The organism is Paractinoplanes maris, from assembly GCF_023544465.1.
Taxonomy (GTDB): Bacteria; Actinomycetota; Actinomycetes; order Mycobacteriales; family Micromonosporaceae; genus Actinoplanes; species Actinoplanes maris.
Genome location: NZ_JALPVL010000007.1, coordinates 144,595 through 160,906, shown reverse-complemented (window position 1 = coordinate 160,906; position 16,312 = coordinate 144,595). Strand labels below are relative to the sequence as shown.

Below are 16,312 nucleotides of genomic sequence, written 5' to 3'. Positions count from 1 at the left end.
CATGACTTTCCTGGACGACTTCAAGCCCACCCACCTGCGACTGACCGCCGAGTCGCCTGCTCTCTGGCGGGTCACTTTCGACAATCCGCCGGTCAACGTCATCGGCCCCACCATGATCGGCGACCTCAAGACGCTGCTCACCGAGCTCGAGAGCAACGACACCGTCAACGTCGTAGTCTTCGACAGCGCCGACCCCGACTTCTTCCTCGCCCACTGGGATCTCGCCGCCGACCCGGCCCAGGCCGAGGCGCTGCCGAGCCCCACCGGCTATGCGGCGTGGGCCGACGTCACCGTACGCATCAGCAAGCTCGCCGCCGTCACCATCAGCGCGATCCGCGGCATCGCCCGCGGCGCCGGCAGCGAGCTCGCGCTCGCCACCGACATCCGCTTCGCCAGCCTCGAGAAGGCCATTCTCGGCCAGATGGAGGTCGGCTTCGCCGCGGTCGCGGGCGGTGGGGCCGGCGGACGGCTGCCCGCGCTGGTCGGCCGCGGCCGCGCGTTCGAGATCCTGCTCGGCGGCAACGACTACGACGGTGCCCTGGCCGAGAAGTACGGCTACGTCAACCGCGCCATCCCGGACGAGCAGTTCGAAGCCTTCGTCACCGCCTACGCCACCCGGGTGTCGGGCTGGAACCACCAGGCGCTCGCCGAGATCAAGTCCTTCGTCAACAAGTACACCCGGCTGCCCGACGCGGAGTTCCCGCTGCACTCCGACGCCTTCTGGGCCGCCGCCGCGCACCGTCCGGAGTTCCGCACCACCGCCTCCCGGCTGTTCGACAAGGGACTGCAGCAGCGCGGCCCGCTGGAATATCACCTCGGCGACGACATCGCCCCCATCGCGCGCTGAGAGGCGGTCGCCGCACGGGCCAGTGCTCGTGCGGCGACGCCATCCATCCCTCGAGAAAGCACAGCCATGACCATCCAGGCACAGCCCGTCGTACCTTCACGGCGGACCGCCGCGGCCGGCCGCGGCACTCGTGGCTTCTGGCCCTTCGCGGCGCTGCTCGGGCTCTTCTACGTCGCGGCCAGCGCCCCGAGCCCGCTCTACGGCGACTACGCCACCCGCTGGCACTTCACCGACAGCACCCTGACCGTCGTCTTCGCCGTCTACGCCGGTCCGCTGCTGATTGCCCTGCTCGTCTTCGGCGGCATCTCCGACGAGATCGGCCGCAAACCCGTCGCCCTGACCGCGACCGCTCTGCTGACGGTGAGCATGGTCCTGTTCGCCGCCGCCGACGGGCTGACGCTGTTGATCGCCGCCCGGGCGGTGCAGGGTTTCGCCACCGGCCTGCTCACCGCGGTCGCCTCAGCCGCCCTGCTGGACCTGCAACCACGCCACCGGCCGGGCCTGGCGTCCCTGCTCGGCGCCTGCCTGTCGACCGGCGGTCTGGCCGTCGGCGCGCTGCTGTCCGGTCTGCTCGTCCAGTACGCCTGGAGCCCGTCACGCCTGACCTACCTGGTCATCCTGGCCCTGCTGATCGTGCTCGGAGTCGCCGTCGCCGCCCGGGCCGACGAGACGATCACCGCCCGACCCTTGAGCCGCATCCGGATCCGCGTTGCCGTCGCGGCCGACGCCCGCGCCGCCTTCTGGGCAGCCACCCCCGCGCTGCTGTCGACTTGGGCGTTGAACAGCTTCTACCTCTCGCTCGGGCCGACCCTCGCGAAGGCCCTCAGCCACAGCAGCAGCCATCTGCCCGGAGCGATCTCGGTCGCGCTGCTCACCGGATGCTCGTGCTCGAGCACCGTGATCACCAGAAACTGGTCGTCGCGCACCTGCACGCTCCTGGGCTGCGCCGTTCTCGCGGCCGGCTCCGGCCTCACCGTTGTCGCGACCGCGCTCACCAGCGCGACCATCTTCTACGTCAGCACTGTCGTGTCCGGCGTCGGCTTCGGCCTCGCCTTCTCCGGCACGTTCCGCAGCCTCGTCGCACTCGCCCGGCCCGCTGAGCGGGGCGCGCTCATCTCCGCCACCTACGTCATCGGCTACACGACCTTCGCCGTCCCAGCCGTCATCGCCGGGATCGTCAGCACCCACGAGGGGTTGACCCACACCGCACTCGGCTACAGCGCCGTGGTGGCCGGCCTCGGGGTCATCGCCTTCATCACCACCTCCCGCACACCAGCGCATGATGTGGAGAAGCCATGAAATACACGACCTTCGGCAACCGGACCGGCCTGCGCGTCTCGGAAATCGCCCTCGGCACGTCGAACTTCGGCACCCGATGGGGGACCGGGGCCGACGAGGCCACCTCCGCCCGCATCTTCACCGCTTTCGCCGAGGCCGGCGGCACCTTCATCGACACCGCCGACACCTACCAGCAGGGCGAATCCGAGACCTACCTGGCGACGCTGCTGGCCGCCGACCGCGACCACTTCGTGCTCGCCAGCAAGTTCACCTTCGGCACGGCCGGGCAGACCGGCGTCAGCAAGACCGGCAACAGCCGCAAGACCATCACGTACGCCCTCGAGTCGAGCCTGAAGCGCCTGAACACCGACCACCTCGACCTGTACTGGGCCCACGCCCCGGATTCCGTCACGCCCCTCGACGAGGTCGTCGACACCCTCGACGACCTGGTGCGGGCCGGCAAGATCCTGCACGGTGGGCTGTCGAACTTCCCGGCCTGGCAGGTCTCGGCCGCCATCGCCGGGCACCAGCGCACACCCGTCATCGCGACCCAGTTCGAATACAGCCTCGCCGCGCGCGACGGCGAACGCGACCTGCTGCCGATGGCCGAGCACCTCGGCATCGGCGCCGCCGTCTACTCACCACTGGGCGGCGGCCTGCTCACCGGCAAATACCGCACGAGCGCCGAAGGCCGGCTCACCACGATGAACTCGATCATCCAACGCGAGGACACCGCCCAGAAGACCGCCACGGTCGACGAGCTGCTGACGATCGGCCGGCAGACCGGAATCGAGCCGGCCGTCCTGGCGATCGCCTGGCTGCTCGAACGCGGCCGCCGCTCAGCCACGGCGATCGTCCCGATCATCGGCCCCCGGACTCCCGACCAACTCGACGCCTACCTGAAGGCCCTCGCCGTGCCCTTCGACCAGGACCAGTACGAGCGGCTGGAGACCGTCAGCGCGCCGGCCCTCGGCATCCCGCACGACGGCGCGCACGCCATCCGCGACAGCGTCCTCGGTGGCCAGGGCAACAACTTCATCATCCGCCGGTCCCGGGAGGCGGCGGCAAACTGACCCATGGCAGGGGCAGAGATCCGGGCCGGGGCGGGGTCGAGCAAGGACCATGCTCGACGCGCTGGGTCAGTGGGTCATCGCTGACAGTTGACCGGCGTTGAGCGGCTCGCTTGGGGTACTTGCTCGCGGACGACACCAGACCCCACACCGCGGTGGTCGCGCTGCCCCGGTGCAGCCCGTATCCTGAACGTCAGCTGCAATCCCGGTGCTGCAAAGACGGGCGATCGGGCGGCGCTGACCGGGATTTCCCGCCGCTTGCGCCCGTACCAAGACCGCTGGAAGCTTCGCAATCATGACGAAGCGGAACGGTGTGACCTCTCTTCAGGGTAGGTGCTTGCGGGCAATGCCTCCGGCCACGGCTGCCTGAGGCGGCTCGAGCAAGGAGTCGACCTGCTGTGGCAAGCGATGGAGGCACCGCCACTCAGCGCGATTTCTTAGTGCATGGTGATGACCAGTCCGAGGCCGTGAGCGGCGATCCCGCGGCAGCGATCGGCAAAGTCACGTAAGTAAGTCATCAGCCGGTCGAAGGTCTCGTCGGTCTCACCCTCTGGATGCACCTTGTATAAGTCCAACTGGACCATCTCGGCGACGGAGAACTCGTGACGAGCGGCAGCAACATCCAGTCGATCGATGCGCTCGACCACCTCGGTCAGAAAGCCAGCCGTGGAGCAGCGCCAGGGAATCCCGAGGTCGGGCGCAGTCTCATCGGCGAACACAGCGTCGCCGCGGATGATGCAGTGGGCCATCGTCTTTCTGCGTTCGTCCGACCTTCCCACCTCTGAGCGCCACTGTCCTGGATCGAACACGTATTCGCCCTGCATCCAGGCGCGCCCGTTGCAATGTTCGAGGGTCTGGTCGAGGCGTGTGCGCACGGTCGCCTGCGCCGTTCCATCGGCTCGCCGACGGCGAGCCAGCGTGGTACCGGTGACCGGGCGGAGCTCAAGCCTGGTTTGAAGGACCTCAAGTGGTGATGGGTGCGGATTCTTCGTCGCTGTGGATTGTCGTGTTGGGGATGAGGAGAGAGGCGGCCAGTCCGAGGACGGCGGCCAGCGCTAGCACGGTGAACGCGATCGTCCAGCCCGTCTCGGTGGGGAAGCTGCCGGCGCCGGTGTGTGCGGCGAGGATTGCCGTGACGATGGCGGCGCCGATTGCGCCGCCGATGGTTCGGAGGTTGGCGTTCATACCGGTGGCGGCTCCGGTGTGGGCAGCAGGCACGGCGTGCACGACCAGAGCCGACAGTGCCGAGAGCCCGAGGCCGAAACCGGCACCGCTGACCGCGGTGGCGAGCACGATCTGCCAGGCGGATTCGTGTGCGAAGGCAAGCAGGATGAACCCGGCGATGACGGGGATGCCGCCGAGGACCAGGAGCAGTTTGGCCGGCAGGCGGCTCGACAGGGGGCCGGCGGCGATGCCGGCCACGAGTTGGACGACGGTTACCGGCACGAACAGCAGCCCGGACAGGGTGATCGATGCGCCCAGCCCGTACCCGGTCATGGTAGGGGTCTGCAGGAATGTAGGGATGAAGCCGAAAGCGGCGTACAACGTCACGCCGAACAGCAACGAGGCGAGATTGGCCGTCCAGACCGGCCGCAGCCGGAAGACTCTCATGTCGATCAGCGGCGATTTCGAGTGGGCTTCAATGCGGATCCACAGTGCGCCGAAGACCAGGGCGAGAACGAAGGAGCCGATCGTGCGGGGAGAGGCCCAGCCCCAGTCGCCGCCTTGGCTCAGCGGCAGGATCAGCAGGACAAGCGCGACCGCGAGCGTGGCGCCGGCCAGGAAGTCGCCGGGGCCGGTGCTTCCGCGCTCCGAGCGTGGGATGCCCGCCAGCAAGGCGAAGGCGACTACGGCGTTGGCGATGGCGGGTAGCCAGAACAGCCATGGAATGCCGAGGTGGACGATGATGGGGCCGGTGACCAGCACGCCCACGGCGCCGCCGACCGAGCTCACCGCTGCGATCGTGCCGACCGCCGAGCCGACCTTCATGCGGGGCAGGAGCTCGCGGACGATGCCGAAGGCGAGTGGGAGGGTAGCGCCGCCGGCGCCTTGGAGCACGCGGCCGACAAGCAGCACAGGCAGGGTGTGCGCCAGGGCCGCCACGACGCTGCCTGCAGTCAGCAGAGCCATCACCGTGAGCAGCATCCGCCGTTTGCCGAAATGGTCGCCGAGGCGGCCCAGGATCGGCGTGAGCACCGCGCTGGCCAGTAGGAACGAGGTGAGTACCCAGCTCACGCCGAGTTGGTCGGTGTGCACGTAGGCACGCAGGGCCTCGAGGCCGGGGTTGACCATGGATTGGACCAGCGCGTACGAGACGGCGGCGACCGACAGGACAGTGACGACGAAACCAGCCGTCCGGCCTCGGCCGGTGACGGCCGGGGCCGGACCCCCGAGGACGGCGGCGCTCATCGGGCGCGCCCGTGGAAAGTACGGCGGGCGTCGTCGGCCCACTCGTCCGGCACCTCCCAGGTGCCGAAGTGGCCGCCGCGCTCGTGCGCGGTGAGGTTGACGGCGTTGAACCACTTGGCCTTGGGTCCGTTGCGGAAATCCTCGACCCGGTGCTCGGTGGTGACTCCGGGCGGGTTCTCGTAGCCGACGAAGGTGATGCCGGTCGGTGCCTCGATGACCGGGATGCGGTTGTGTGAGGGCTGCCAGGGGTACCGGGCCGCGTTGGCGTACAGCCGCATCGACGTGCTGATCGAGTTGGTGACCCAGAAGATCGTGGCGTTGGTGAGGATCTCGTCCTTGCTCCAGACGTTCTCCACATTGCCGTCGTTGTCCGACCAGTTGGTCCACCGTTCGAGGACCCAGGCCAGCATGCCGGCCGGCGAGTCGGTCAGACCGTGGCCGATGGTGCTGGAGTCGAGGACGTGCACGGCGACGTGCGCCACGAACCGTTTCTGGAAGCTCTCGATCTGCTCGCGGATCGGCGCGGGAACTCCGGGCGGGATGGCCGCGCCGCCAGTAAGGTCCCACGGCCGCTCTCCGCCGAACATGTCGAGCGGTATCGACGAGCCAAGGTGGATCGCGTACAGCTCGTCCGGGTATTTGTGGCCGAGTTGCTCGGTGACCAGGGCGCCCATGTCGCTGCCGGCGGCGAAGTATTTCTCGTAGCCGAGCGTCTCGGTCATCAGCTTGTGCCAGAGGTCGGCGATCTTCCAGAAATTGAGGTCGGGGCGGCTGACCGGGGTGGAGAAGCCGCTGCCGGGCAGTGTGGCGACGATGACGTCGTACGACTCGGCCGGGTCGGCGCCGAAGGCGGCCGGGTCGGCGAGCCGATCGGCCACCGGCAGCAGGTGGGTCACGACCCAGGGCCAGCCGCCGGTGAGGATCAGCGGCTTCGGGTCAGGGCCTGTGCCGGGCTTGCGCAGCAGGTGGATCTTCACGCCGTCGACCTCGACGAAGTAGTTCTCGTACTCGTTGAGGTGTTTCTCGGCGGTCCGCCAGTCGTAGTCGTCGAGCCACTTGCCGATGAGTTCTTGCAGATACGTACGGGGAACGCCGTAGTGCCAGTCCTCGTTTCCCAGATCGTCGGCCCAGCGGGTGGCGGCCAGGCGTGTCTTGAGATCGGCCAGCACGTCGTCCGGCACGTGGATGGGGGTGGGGGTCAGCGGGAAGGGCCTGGTGCGGGCCTTGAGCTCGCGGATCTGCTGGATGTCGTTCTCGCGATCGGACTGCATAGTCCAATAATGTGGGTGAATTTTTGGACCGACAAGTCCATAATCTGATCTCAAGTATCACAATCGTGGTGATGAACCACCAGGCGCGAGCGGCGTGAGTGCTGCGTCCAGGCCGGTTTCGAGATAGGCCACTCGGCCGGTTGCGCGCAACATCACCACGCCACCCTGGATGGTGACCAGGATGTGCCGTGCCACCTCGAAGGGCCGGTCGATGCCCTTGGCCTGCGCGCCGCGGGCCAGCGCCGCCTCCCATGTGTCGTACAGACGACTGACCACCGTGCGGGTCTGCGGTGACGACTTGCCCAGTTCGGCGGTGAGCACGCCGAGCGGGCAACGGTCCCCCAGCTCGACGTAGTGCCGCAACACCGCACCCCGCCAGGACTGCCAGGACTCCCACGTCGTCAGGTCGTCGAGCCACGGCATCTGCGCAGATATCACCTGCGCGGCCTCGTGCTCGGCCACGGCGACCAGCAGGTCGGCCCGCCCCTCGGGGAAGTAGTGGAAAAGTTGGCTCTTGCTGGTCGCCGAGGCGGCACGCACATCGTCGAGACTTGTATCGGCGGCTCCATGCTCCCGGATGAGTTGCGCAGCGGCCTCGACGATGCGCCCCCGCGTAGCGGCGCCTTTGGCAGTCATACCCCTGTTCACCTCTCCATGCTCCACGATTGGAGGGGATAGTCCAAACTGAGTATTGCGCCTGCTCGCGGCCGGGCGTATGGCCGCCTGCACCCCTCCCGTGCCCAGGCCAGTGCCCGGGCCAGGGGTGTCTACCGGGGCCAGAGCCGTGCCTGCCCTGTGAGGGTGTTGAGCATGAAACGACGCCTGAACTTCCTGATGGCCGCCGCGGTACCGGCTATCGCTCTACTCGTGCCGGCCGCGTCCAGCGCGGCCAACCGCGACAGCGCTCCGGTAGTGGCGAAGCCCGCTACTTCCTGTGCCGCCGTCCCCGTGTCCGCCCCTTCCGGCACCAAGGTCGTTTCGGTGACGGCGGTGGCACGGGCGGGAGGGGACTTCACGTTCCCTCAGACGCCTGGCCTGCCGCCCGTGCCGCCGATCAACGGCGTGCCGGCCTGGTGCGACATCAACGTCGTGGTGACCCACCCGGGCGCCGCGGACAACGTCAAGATCAAGATCTCGCTGCCCCAGGATCGGAAGAACTGGAACGGGCGTTTCCAGGCCACCGGGGGCAGCGGCTACTCCACCGGTGACATCGGCGACCTCAGCGTCGCGCTGATCGCCGCGGTCAAGGGCGGCTTCGTCGGTGCGGCCACCGACGCAGGGGTCAAGGGCTCCACCGACGCCAGCTGGGGCCTCACCGCCGCTGGGAAGATCAACGAGGGACTGCTCACGAACTTCGCCTCCCGCTCGGTGCACGACATGGCGGTCATCGGCAAGAGCGTGACGGCCGGCTTCTATCAGCGTGCCGCGTCGTACACCTACTTCACCGGCTGCTCGACGGGCGGCCGTCAGGGCTACGCCGAGGCGCAGAACTACCCCAACGACTTCGACGGCATCCTTGCGAACGCCCCGGCGATCGAGTGGAACCGCTTCGAGATCGCGACCCTGTGGTCGCAGGCCGTCTTCAACGAGGAGAAGGTCACCCCGTCGCAGTGCGAGCTGGCCGCCTTCAACACAGCCGCGGTCGCCGCCTGCGACACCATCGACGGGACCAAGGACGGTGTCATCGCCAACCCCCAGGCCTGCAAGTGGGACGCCCGCGAGCTGGTCGGCGAGAAGGTCCTGTGTGAAGGCAAAGAGCTGGCCATCTCCGAGCAGCTGGCTACTGCGGTCAACAAGATCTGGGCCGGGCCGGTGACGACCTCCGGCAAGAAGCTCTGGTACGGACAGAACAAGGGCTCGTCGTTCGCCTTCATCGCCAACCCCGGCGTCCCGTTCACCGTGCCGGACCAGTGGGCCAAGTATTTCGTCACCAAGAACCCCACGTTCGACAGCACCGAACTCACCTACAAGTCGTTCGAGAAGCTCTTCAACTCGGCGACGCGGCAGTTCGACGGCATCATCGGCAATCGGGACCCCAACCTGTCGAAGTTCGCGAAGGCCGGCGGCAAGATCCTCACCTGGCACGGCCAGTCCGACCAGCTGATCCCGACGCAGGGCACCGTCGATTACCGCAAGCGCGTCAACGCCACCCTCGGTGGCAGCAAGCGGGTCGACAAGTTCTACCGCGTCTTCCTGCTGCCGGGCGTCGACCACTGCGGCACGACGCTGTTCACCACCGGTGGCCTCGTGCAGCCCGGCGCCGACCTGAACGCCCTGATCAACTGGGTGGAGAAGGGCGATGCCCCGGCCTACCTGCCGACCACCAAGGGCAACGTGTACCACTCCTGATCCGCACCGCTCGCCCACGGCGGCCCTGGTCTCGCGCCGGGGTCGCCGCCTGCTCGCGAGCGTCGCGACCACATCGGCTGATACCGACCGGAAGTCGATGTCGATGGAAGATGTCAACAGAAGGAGACGACGATGGTCGTACACATCAAGGACGCCCTCGACGACCTGGCGTTCGCCCCGCACGAGCCGGTGGAGACCGCTCTGGACCGGTACTACGCACCCGATCTCGAGTGGCGTTCCGACGGCGTCGTGAAGGACCGAGCAGCCTTCGGCGCCTTCGTCGCCGGCCTGCAGTCTCAGATCGTCAACGGCAGTGTGACCGTCCTCGACGAGTTCATCGACGGCCGGCGGTACGCGGAACGCCATCAGTACGAGGCCACGCTCACCAACGGCACCACGCTCCGCCGGGAGATTTTCGTCTTCGGGGAATACTCCGACGACGGCCGCTTCCGCCGCGTCAACGAAACGGGATTCGACGCGACGCAGTAGAGGGGCTCTGATCCCGGTCAGGCGCCAAACCCGTGAGGGATCAGGTCTTTCTCGCACAACGAAAGCCCGTGCGGCGACGGTAGTCGCGGGACTGATTCTCCTCGATGGCGGTTGCCCGCGGTCGCGGCCACCGCGACCGCGGCGCAACCGAGACACAGGGCAAGGCCGCAGCCCTCTCAGTCGTCGTAGCATCGGCGGCGGAGGGGTGATCAGATGCTGCTGGGCCGAAGTGCCGAGTGCCGGAGACTCGACGAGGCTCTCGCCGCAGCGCGGGAGGGTCACGCCGGAGTCCTGGTGCTGCACGGTGAACCTGGCGTCGGCAAGACTGTGTACGGCGAATGGCTGCGTACCCGGGACCGCCATGCCGAAGCCCGCACTGAATTGCGCAAAGCCCACGAGATTTTCACCGCCACCGGAGCTCAGGCCTTCGCCGACCGCGCCCGGCGGGAACTGCTGGCCAGCGGCGAGTCTGCCGTACCCGACCCGCGTCGCCCCGCAGTAGCCGTGCTCACCCGGATCCGCGGTCAATTGGCCCGTTCGCCGCTGTCGTACGGAGGGGGCTCCAACAAGGCCCGACTCAACCTCCGATCCGCCGTCCGCGTTGACGGCCTGGCGCATTCAGACTGAGGAGTAGACGGCCGAACGCCCAAGGCGGTGAGCTCGCCCGCGGCCCGTTGCGCGAATCCCTCGGCGCCCATCGCGCTGAAGGCCCCGTAGGCGGCCCCCAGTTGAACGCCGGCGTCGGCGCTTCGACCGACCCGCCGCAGCCATTCCCCGTAGAGCAGCCTGGCTCTTGTTCTCTGCAGTCTGAGTCTGGTTGGACAGAGCAGTGCGATGGCCGCCTGGTAATTGTGCTCGGCGTCGGCAGGCGTGCCGCCGAGCGCATCAGCAAGTGACTGTACGCCCCGAGCCCAGGTCGTACCCGCTACCTCAGTGCGCGCCGCCAGGCGCCTTCGCCCATCGGCTGCAGTCTGCCGGTCACCGGAAAGGGCAGCCGCCTCCACCAGTTCACTGAGCGCCCAGTGGTGGAAACCGAGGTCGGGGTACTCGGCGGCATGTCGAGCGAAGGTGAGCGCTTCCGAGTGGCGTCCGAGCCCGTTGAACAGCACCGCTCTCACGTGGTGACCCATATTCACGGGGCGTCCTTCGACACGCGACCGCGCATCGGAGGTCTTCGTTCGAATCATGGCGAGCGTCTCCCGTTCCCGCCCCCGCAGCGCGAGCAGGTTGAGCGGCCCGGATGGGTCAGGCGGCAAACCCGTGGCCCCGGCAAGCGCCTCCATCTCGTCGATCAGCTCAGCCGCGCGGGCAAACCGGCCGGCGTACAACAGCGCGCCGGCGTGAAACGACAGGGCGGACGACAGTACAGACAGTGCCCCTGTTGAGCGGGCGACGGCGACCGAGCGTTCGGACAGCTCGTGCCAAGCCACATCGTCGAAAATCTCGTGTGCGACCGGTAGGGAAAGCCACAGCAACCCGGGGTCCGCGTTCTTGGCGTTGCGGGTCATCGCTCGCTTCAGCTGGGGAACAGAGGCCGCGTAGCCGTCCAAGCTCCAGGTCGCTAAGGCGCTGAGGAAAAGGCCGGCGGTCTCGTCTCCGGCCGGCACTGCGCGTGCGGCCACTGCCGCCCGGTCGCGGTCGCCGCCGCCGAGCCGGCCTGCGTGCACGGCGGCGCCTAGTGCGGTCAGATAAGTCTCACGCGCAGCTATCAAATCTGAGTTCTCCAGCCGCTGGGCGGCCGCGAGGAGGCGCGGGCCGGCGGAGCGTCCCGGATTGACGGCAAAGGCAGCTCGCGCCCGTAGTCGTTCGAGCTCGGCCTGTAGCAAGGGGGAAAGCGGATTGAGCTCGGCCGCCGACAGCAAATTCGGAATCCGGTCAGGCGCGCCGGCTTCCAGATGAGCCTGGGCGGCCGAGAAGAGGCGGGTGACCCGTGGTTCCGGATCGGGCGTGAGCTCGGCGGCGCGTTCCAAGAAGTTCGCCGCGGCGGACCATCCGCCGCGCGTCATTGCCCGCTGGGCTGATTGTTCGAGCTCGGCGGCGACCTGTTCGTCCGGCCCGACCGCAGCGTGCGCCAAGTGCCAGGCTCGGCGATCCTGATCCAGCTGGGGGTCGGTTGCGTCGGCCAAGGCCAGGTGTACGTTTCGTAACGTCACCGGATCCGCTGATCGCCATGCGGCGGAGCGAACCAATGGGTGCCGGAAGTGCACTTGGGCGCCGAACTCGAGCAGGCCCGCAGCGACGGCCGGCGAGGCGTCATCGGGCGCCACGCCGAGCTGTTCCAGCGCGCGCGACAACAACAACATGTCGCCGACCGGTTCGACAGCCGCGGCGAGCACAACCATCTGGGTCTTCCGCGGCAGAGCCCTCACCCGCTGCTGGAAATCTTCCTCGAGCTGCCCCACCAGAGTGGTGTTCCGGCCGCCGAAACCGTAGGCCAGTTCGGCCGCGGTCCGCCCGCGGGGCAGTTCGAGCAGGGCCAGCGGGTTGCCCTGGGTCTCGACGATGATCTGGTCGCGGACCTGCACGTCGACCGGAACAGTCAGGACGGAGTCAAGAAGCGCCCTCGCTGCGGGGTAGGGGAGCCCACGGACCGTCAGCTCGGGTACGTCCTCAAGCAGGTGTTCATCACCGGGACTTCGGCTCGCGAAGACCAAGCCGACATATGCGGAACCCAGCCTGCGGGCAACGAAAGTGAGGATCGTCGCGGAGATCTTGTCGAGCCATTGCACGTCGTCCACCACACAAATCAGCGGCCGCGCGGCCGCTGACTCCTCGAGCAGGCTGAGGACGGCCAAGCCGACCACGAGAACATTCGGTGGTTCGCCGGCGGCGAGAGCGAGCGCAGTCGAAAGCGCGATCCGCTGTGATTCGGGCAGCCTGCCAAGATGACCGATCAGGGGCGCGCAGAGCTGGTGCAGACCGGCGTACGCGATCTCAGCCTCCAGCTCGACACCAGAAACCCGGATGACCTGGCCGAACTGAGCGGCGGCGGCGAGATGCTCGAGCAACGCGGTCTTGCCGGAACCCGCGCCGCCGCGCAACACCAGCACTCGGCTGCCGCCGGCCTCCACATCGCGCAGCAGCCCGACGAGCGTCTGCTGTTCCCGCTGCCGACCCAGCAGTACCCGATCGGCCGACCAAGCCATCGGTTTCGTCATCTCCGCCTCCGTGCATTGATCCTCTGTAGGACACCACGCAGGAATTGTCGGGAGGTTCACGACACGTGCTCCTCGCCGTCGCCCGATAGCGAGGCGACCGTGTTCGAGAAAAGCACCTGCACTCTGCTCTCTCGAGAACAGATGTGGCGCATAACACTCGCGTGAACGATGTGCGATTGCGGCCGTGGTAGGGAGTGCAAGCAGGACGATCGTGCGATACAGGCAGACGAGGAGTACACCGTGGCAGGCGGAAATGATGCACTTGTTCGAGATTTCGTAGAAGCCTTCAACACCAAGAACGCAGACGAACTGTCGCGCTTCCTGGCCGATGATGTCGTTTTCCAGAACTACGGCGAGGACGCGGTGCACGGCCGCGAGTCAGTTATCGATTTGTGGCGTGGAGTAATGCGCGCCTTCCCTCAGATCAGGTTCGAGACGGTCAATCAGGCGGTTGACGGCGACGTCGTCCTGGCGGAGCAAGTTCATGGCCTCGGCCTTCCCGGCGGCCCGGTCGCGCCCATCATGAATCTGGCCGTCTATGAAATTCGGGATGGCAAGATCGCCGCATGGCGGGACTACAGTAATCCGGAATACGCGCGACGTCTGCTCCAAGCCTGACCTCTTCGCCGGAGGCCCTGACGCGCTGACCCCCGTGGTGCACCCTGGCCGACTCACCGGTGGGCCACCTGAATGCGCGTCGCAACACGCGGGACCATGGCTGTGTGGACTCCAGAGCCTTGTGTGCCAACGATTTCGACGACACCGTAGCCGTCATGAGTCGCTACTGCCTGATCGGCCGCTCCGGACTTCGCGTCAGCCACCTGGACCTGGGAACCATGCCCGTCGGCCCCCGCCCGGCCATCGGCGAAGAGCCGGCGGATTGCGCTCGGCCAGTGCTGAACGGGGCGGCGGAGTGACCCGCATGCTGACCGCGAAGGGGAGACGGACCCTTCACCGCATCGTCGACGGTGCGACGGCAGAACTGCGCGAGCGCGGCGTCGACGAATTGCGCCTCGAAGACGTCATGGCCCGTACGGGCGTCAGCAAGGGCCAGCTGTTCCACTATTTTCCCGACGGTAAGGAGGGATTGCTGCTGGCCGTGGTGCGACGGGAGGCCGACCAGGTCCTGTCCGATCAAGAGCCTTACCTGAGCGACCTGACGTCCTGGATGGCTTGGCAGCGTTGGCGAGATCGGCTGATCGACCGATATGTGAGGCAGGGTGATCGGTGCCCGCTGCGCGGACTGCTGGGCGACACCGGCCGGCGTATCCCGGCGGCGCAGTCGGTGTTGACCGATCTCATCGACCGCTGGCAGACCTCGATCGTCACCGGCATCCGATGTATGCAGGAGACCGGCGAAGTCTCATCCGAGGTCGACGCATCGCGCACAGCCGCGAGCTTGATCGCCGGTATCCAGGGCGGAGTGCTGCTACTGACCAGCACCGGACGCACCGACTATCTGGAATCCGCTGTGGACAACGTGATCGAAGGCCTCAAGGGCCACTGCTCGAGACCGTGATCAGCACCATGAATTTCTGGACTGGCCAGTCCATTCCTGCTGACCTACCTTGGCGCTACCAGGCACAACAAGGAGGAGAGTCTGATGGACGCCATCGAGCGGCTCGGCATCGTCGAGGAGATTCGCCGGGTCATGGCCCGGTACGTGCGTTACGCCGACCATCACCGCTGGCGGGACCTGGCCGAGCTGTTCACCCCGAACGGCGCCTTCACCCCGCACAAGCCGGACGGAAGCGTCTGGCTCAGGATGGAAGGGCGTGAGCAGATCGCGGCCACCGTCGGCGGTAGCAACACCCCGGACGACACGTTGATCCACCACCTGTTCTCCGATGAGATCGATGTCGACTCGGCCGGTGAGGCCCGGGGCGTCTTCGCCATGGAGGACATCATCATCCGGCCGGAGGGCGCCGAAGTCTCCGCGGATTTCCCCTTCAAAGGCATGCACGGGTACGGGCACTACCGCGCGCGTTTCGTCAAGGCCGGCGACTCCTGGCAGATCGCCGACCTTGTGCAGACGCGGCTCCGACTCGACTTCACGTACTGAAAGGACAATCCCATGGAACTCGAGCGCTTCACCATCAACGTCCCGCAGGAGGCCCTCGACGACCTCAAGCGCCGGCTGAAGGCGACCCGGTTCGCCCAGGATCTCGACAATGAGAACGAGTACTACGGGCTCAGCACCGCGCGCCTCAAGCCGCTTGTTGAGTACTGGGCCGACAGCTACGACTGGCGTCGGGCCGAGAAGGAGTTGAACACCTTCACCCGGCATCGCGTCGAGGTCGGTGGCACCCCGATCCAGTTCATCCGCGAGCCGGGCCGGGGCCCGGAGCCGATCCCGCTGCTGTTGCTGCACGGCTGGCCGTGGCCGTCCACGTCATATAACAAGATCATTCGCCCGCTGACCGACCCGGCTGCGTACGGAGGTGACCCCGGCGACGCCTTCGACGTCATCGTGCCGGACCTGCCTGGCTTCGGCTTCTCCACGCCGCTCGGGCGCGGCGATCTCAACTACTGGAAGATGGCCGACCTCTTCCACGAGCTGATGACCGGCGTCCTCGGCTACAAGAAGTTCGCCGTCGGCGGCTCCGACTACGGCGCCCTCATCCAAGCCCAGCTGGGCCACAAATACGCCGAGGACCTCTACGGCCTGCACACCGGCGTGGAAATGGTGCCGGGCATCTTCAGCGGCGACCGCTTCTGGGACCTGACCGGCGGCGCCGACCTGCCCGCGGACGCCTCACCGATGCTCAAGGACGACATGCGTAAGTTCGTCGACACTTACGCTGCCCATGTCGCGGTGCACATGCTCGACGGCCAGACCGTCGCCCATGGCTTCAACGACTCCCCGGCCGGCATGCTCGCCTGGCTGCTCCGCAAGTGGCAGACATGGAGCGACCGCTGGACCGACGACTTCGACGAGGTCTTTCCCCGCGACTTCATCCTGACCGCCGCCACCATTTTCTGGGTGAACCAGGCGCTCGGCTCGTCGATCCGCGTCTACCGCAATGCGGAACGCTACCCGTGGACGCCGTCACACGATCGCACCCCGCAGATCGAGGCCCCGGCCGGCTTCACCCTGACGCTCGGCGACGTCAACCCGATCGGCGTCCGCACACCCCAGGAACGCATCGCTGCCTTCGAGAACGGCCCCACCCGCGACTGGTACAACCCGGTCAACGTCAAGGCCCACCGCAAGGGCGGCCACTTCGGCGCTCTCGAGAACCCCGAGGCCTGGATCAACGACCTCCGCGACACCTTCCGCAAACTGCGCTGACCTTCTTCGGCTCCGTCTCCGCCCGGGGCGGAGCCGCGAAAGCTGGAGACCTTCCATGTGGGGCACCGAGAACCGGCATCTCGCCCTTGTCTTGTCGATTGCCCAGCTGCCCACTCGTCTTCAACGGGGCGATCCTGAACGTCGCTCGG

At 67.3% G+C, this 16,312-nt stretch carries 15 protein-coding genes; 10 read left to right on the top strand and 5 right to left on the bottom strand.

What is annotated here, in order from left to right:
- Nucleotide 1 precedes the first annotated feature (1 nt).
- The 3 genes from NAG42_RS21350 to NAG42_RS21340 all read left to right on the top strand — a co-directional run bounded on the left by NAG42_RS21350 (nt 2) and on the right by NAG42_RS21340 (nt 3,198).
- Entirely contained in the window at nt 2-847 is an 846-nt protein-coding gene (locus tag NAG42_RS21350) for an enoyl-CoA hydratase/isomerase family protein (protein ID WP_250032360.1), read from the top strand.
- A 66-nt stretch (nt 848-913) separates the two neighbouring features.
- The gene (locus NAG42_RS21345; protein ID WP_250032358.1) at nt 914-2,146 is read left to right on the top strand and encodes an MFS transporter; all 1,233 of its coding nucleotides are present in this window, start codon (nt 914-916) and stop codon (nt 2,144-2,146) included.
- On the top strand, nt 2,143-3,198 hold the full coding sequence (locus NAG42_RS21340; protein ID WP_250032357.1) for an aldo/keto reductase: 1,056 nt from the start codon (nt 2,143-2,145) through the stop codon (nt 3,196-3,198). Before NAG42_RS21345 ends, NAG42_RS21340 begins: the two co-directional genes overlap by 4 nt.
- A gap of 434 nt (nt 3,199-3,632) precedes the next feature.
- Here the strand turns inward: NAG42_RS21340 and NAG42_RS21335 are convergent, their stop codons facing one another.
- From NAG42_RS21335 to NAG42_RS21320, 4 genes are all read right to left on the bottom strand, one after another.
- Nucleotides 3,633-4,070, bottom strand: a complete 438-nt coding sequence (locus tag NAG42_RS21335; RefSeq protein WP_250032353.1) for a DUF1877 family protein — start codon at nt 4,068-4,070, stop codon at nt 3,633-3,635.
- 88 nt (nt 4,071-4,158) lie between these two features.
- Entirely contained in the window at nt 4,159-5,604 is a 1,446-nt protein-coding gene (locus tag NAG42_RS21330) for an MFS transporter (RefSeq protein ID WP_284045681.1), read from the bottom strand.
- Nucleotides 5,601-6,875 (bottom strand): epoxide hydrolase family protein, encoded by a 1,275-nt coding sequence (locus NAG42_RS21325; protein ID WP_250032351.1) that lies wholly within the window; start codon nt 6,873-6,875, stop codon nt 5,601-5,603. The genes NAG42_RS21330 and NAG42_RS21325 overlap by 4 nt, the downstream gene beginning before the upstream one ends.
- Before the next feature lie 57 nt (nt 6,876-6,932).
- Complete coding sequence (locus NAG42_RS21320; RefSeq protein ID WP_250032349.1) at nt 6,933-7,511, bottom strand: TetR/AcrR family transcriptional regulator; 579 nt, start codon at nt 7,509-7,511, stop codon at nt 6,933-6,935.
- 174 nt (nt 7,512-7,685) lie between these two features.
- On the opposite strand from NAG42_RS21320, the gene NAG42_RS21315 reads away from it, so the two are divergent.
- From NAG42_RS21315 to NAG42_RS45350, 3 genes are all read left to right on the top strand, one after another.
- Nucleotides 7,686-9,224: a tannase/feruloyl esterase family alpha/beta hydrolase gene (locus tag NAG42_RS21315; protein ID WP_250032347.1), complete on the top strand. Its 1,539-nt coding sequence runs from the start codon at nt 7,686-7,688 to the stop codon at nt 9,222-9,224.
- Between the two features lie 132 nt (nt 9,225-9,356).
- Nucleotides 9,357-9,713 (top strand): hypothetical protein, encoded by a 357-nt coding sequence (locus NAG42_RS21310; protein WP_250032345.1) that lies wholly within the window; start codon nt 9,357-9,359, stop codon nt 9,711-9,713.
- A 213-nt stretch (nt 9,714-9,926) separates the two neighbouring features.
- A complete protein-coding gene (locus tag NAG42_RS45350; protein WP_369077105.1) occupies nt 9,927-10,340 on the top strand; it encodes an ATP-binding protein in 414 nt (137 codons plus the stop codon).
- Here the strand turns inward: NAG42_RS45350 and NAG42_RS21305 are convergent.
- Complete coding sequence (locus NAG42_RS21305; protein WP_250032343.1) at nt 10,238-12,871, bottom strand: AAA family ATPase; 2,634 nt, start codon at nt 12,869-12,871, stop codon at nt 10,238-10,240. The two genes, NAG42_RS45350 and NAG42_RS21305, sit on opposite strands and share 103 nt — an antisense overlap.
- Before the next feature lie 240 nt (nt 12,872-13,111).
- Between NAG42_RS21305 and NAG42_RS21300 the strand changes: the two genes are divergently transcribed.
- The 4 genes from NAG42_RS21300 (at nt 13,112) to NAG42_RS21285 (ending at nt 16,163) form a co-directional block, all read left to right on the top strand.
- The gene (locus NAG42_RS21300; RefSeq protein WP_250032341.1) at nt 13,112-13,489 is read left to right on the top strand and encodes a nuclear transport factor 2 family protein; all 378 of its coding nucleotides are present in this window, start codon (nt 13,112-13,114) and stop codon (nt 13,487-13,489) included.
- 304 nt (nt 13,490-13,793) lie between these two features.
- A complete protein-coding gene (locus tag NAG42_RS21295; RefSeq protein WP_250032340.1) occupies nt 13,794-14,390 on the top strand; it encodes a TetR/AcrR family transcriptional regulator in 597 nt (198 codons plus the stop codon).
- Nucleotides 14,391-14,474: 84 nt separating this feature from the next.
- A complete protein-coding gene (locus tag NAG42_RS21290) occupies nt 14,475-14,933 on the top strand; it encodes a nuclear transport factor 2 family protein (RefSeq protein WP_250032338.1) in 459 nt (152 codons plus the stop codon).
- 12 nt (nt 14,934-14,945) lie between these two features.
- On the top strand, nt 14,946-16,163 hold the full coding sequence (locus tag NAG42_RS21285; protein ID WP_250032336.1) for an epoxide hydrolase family protein: 1,218 nt from the start codon (nt 14,946-14,948) through the stop codon (nt 16,161-16,163).
- Nucleotides 16,164-16,312 lie beyond the last annotated feature (149 nt).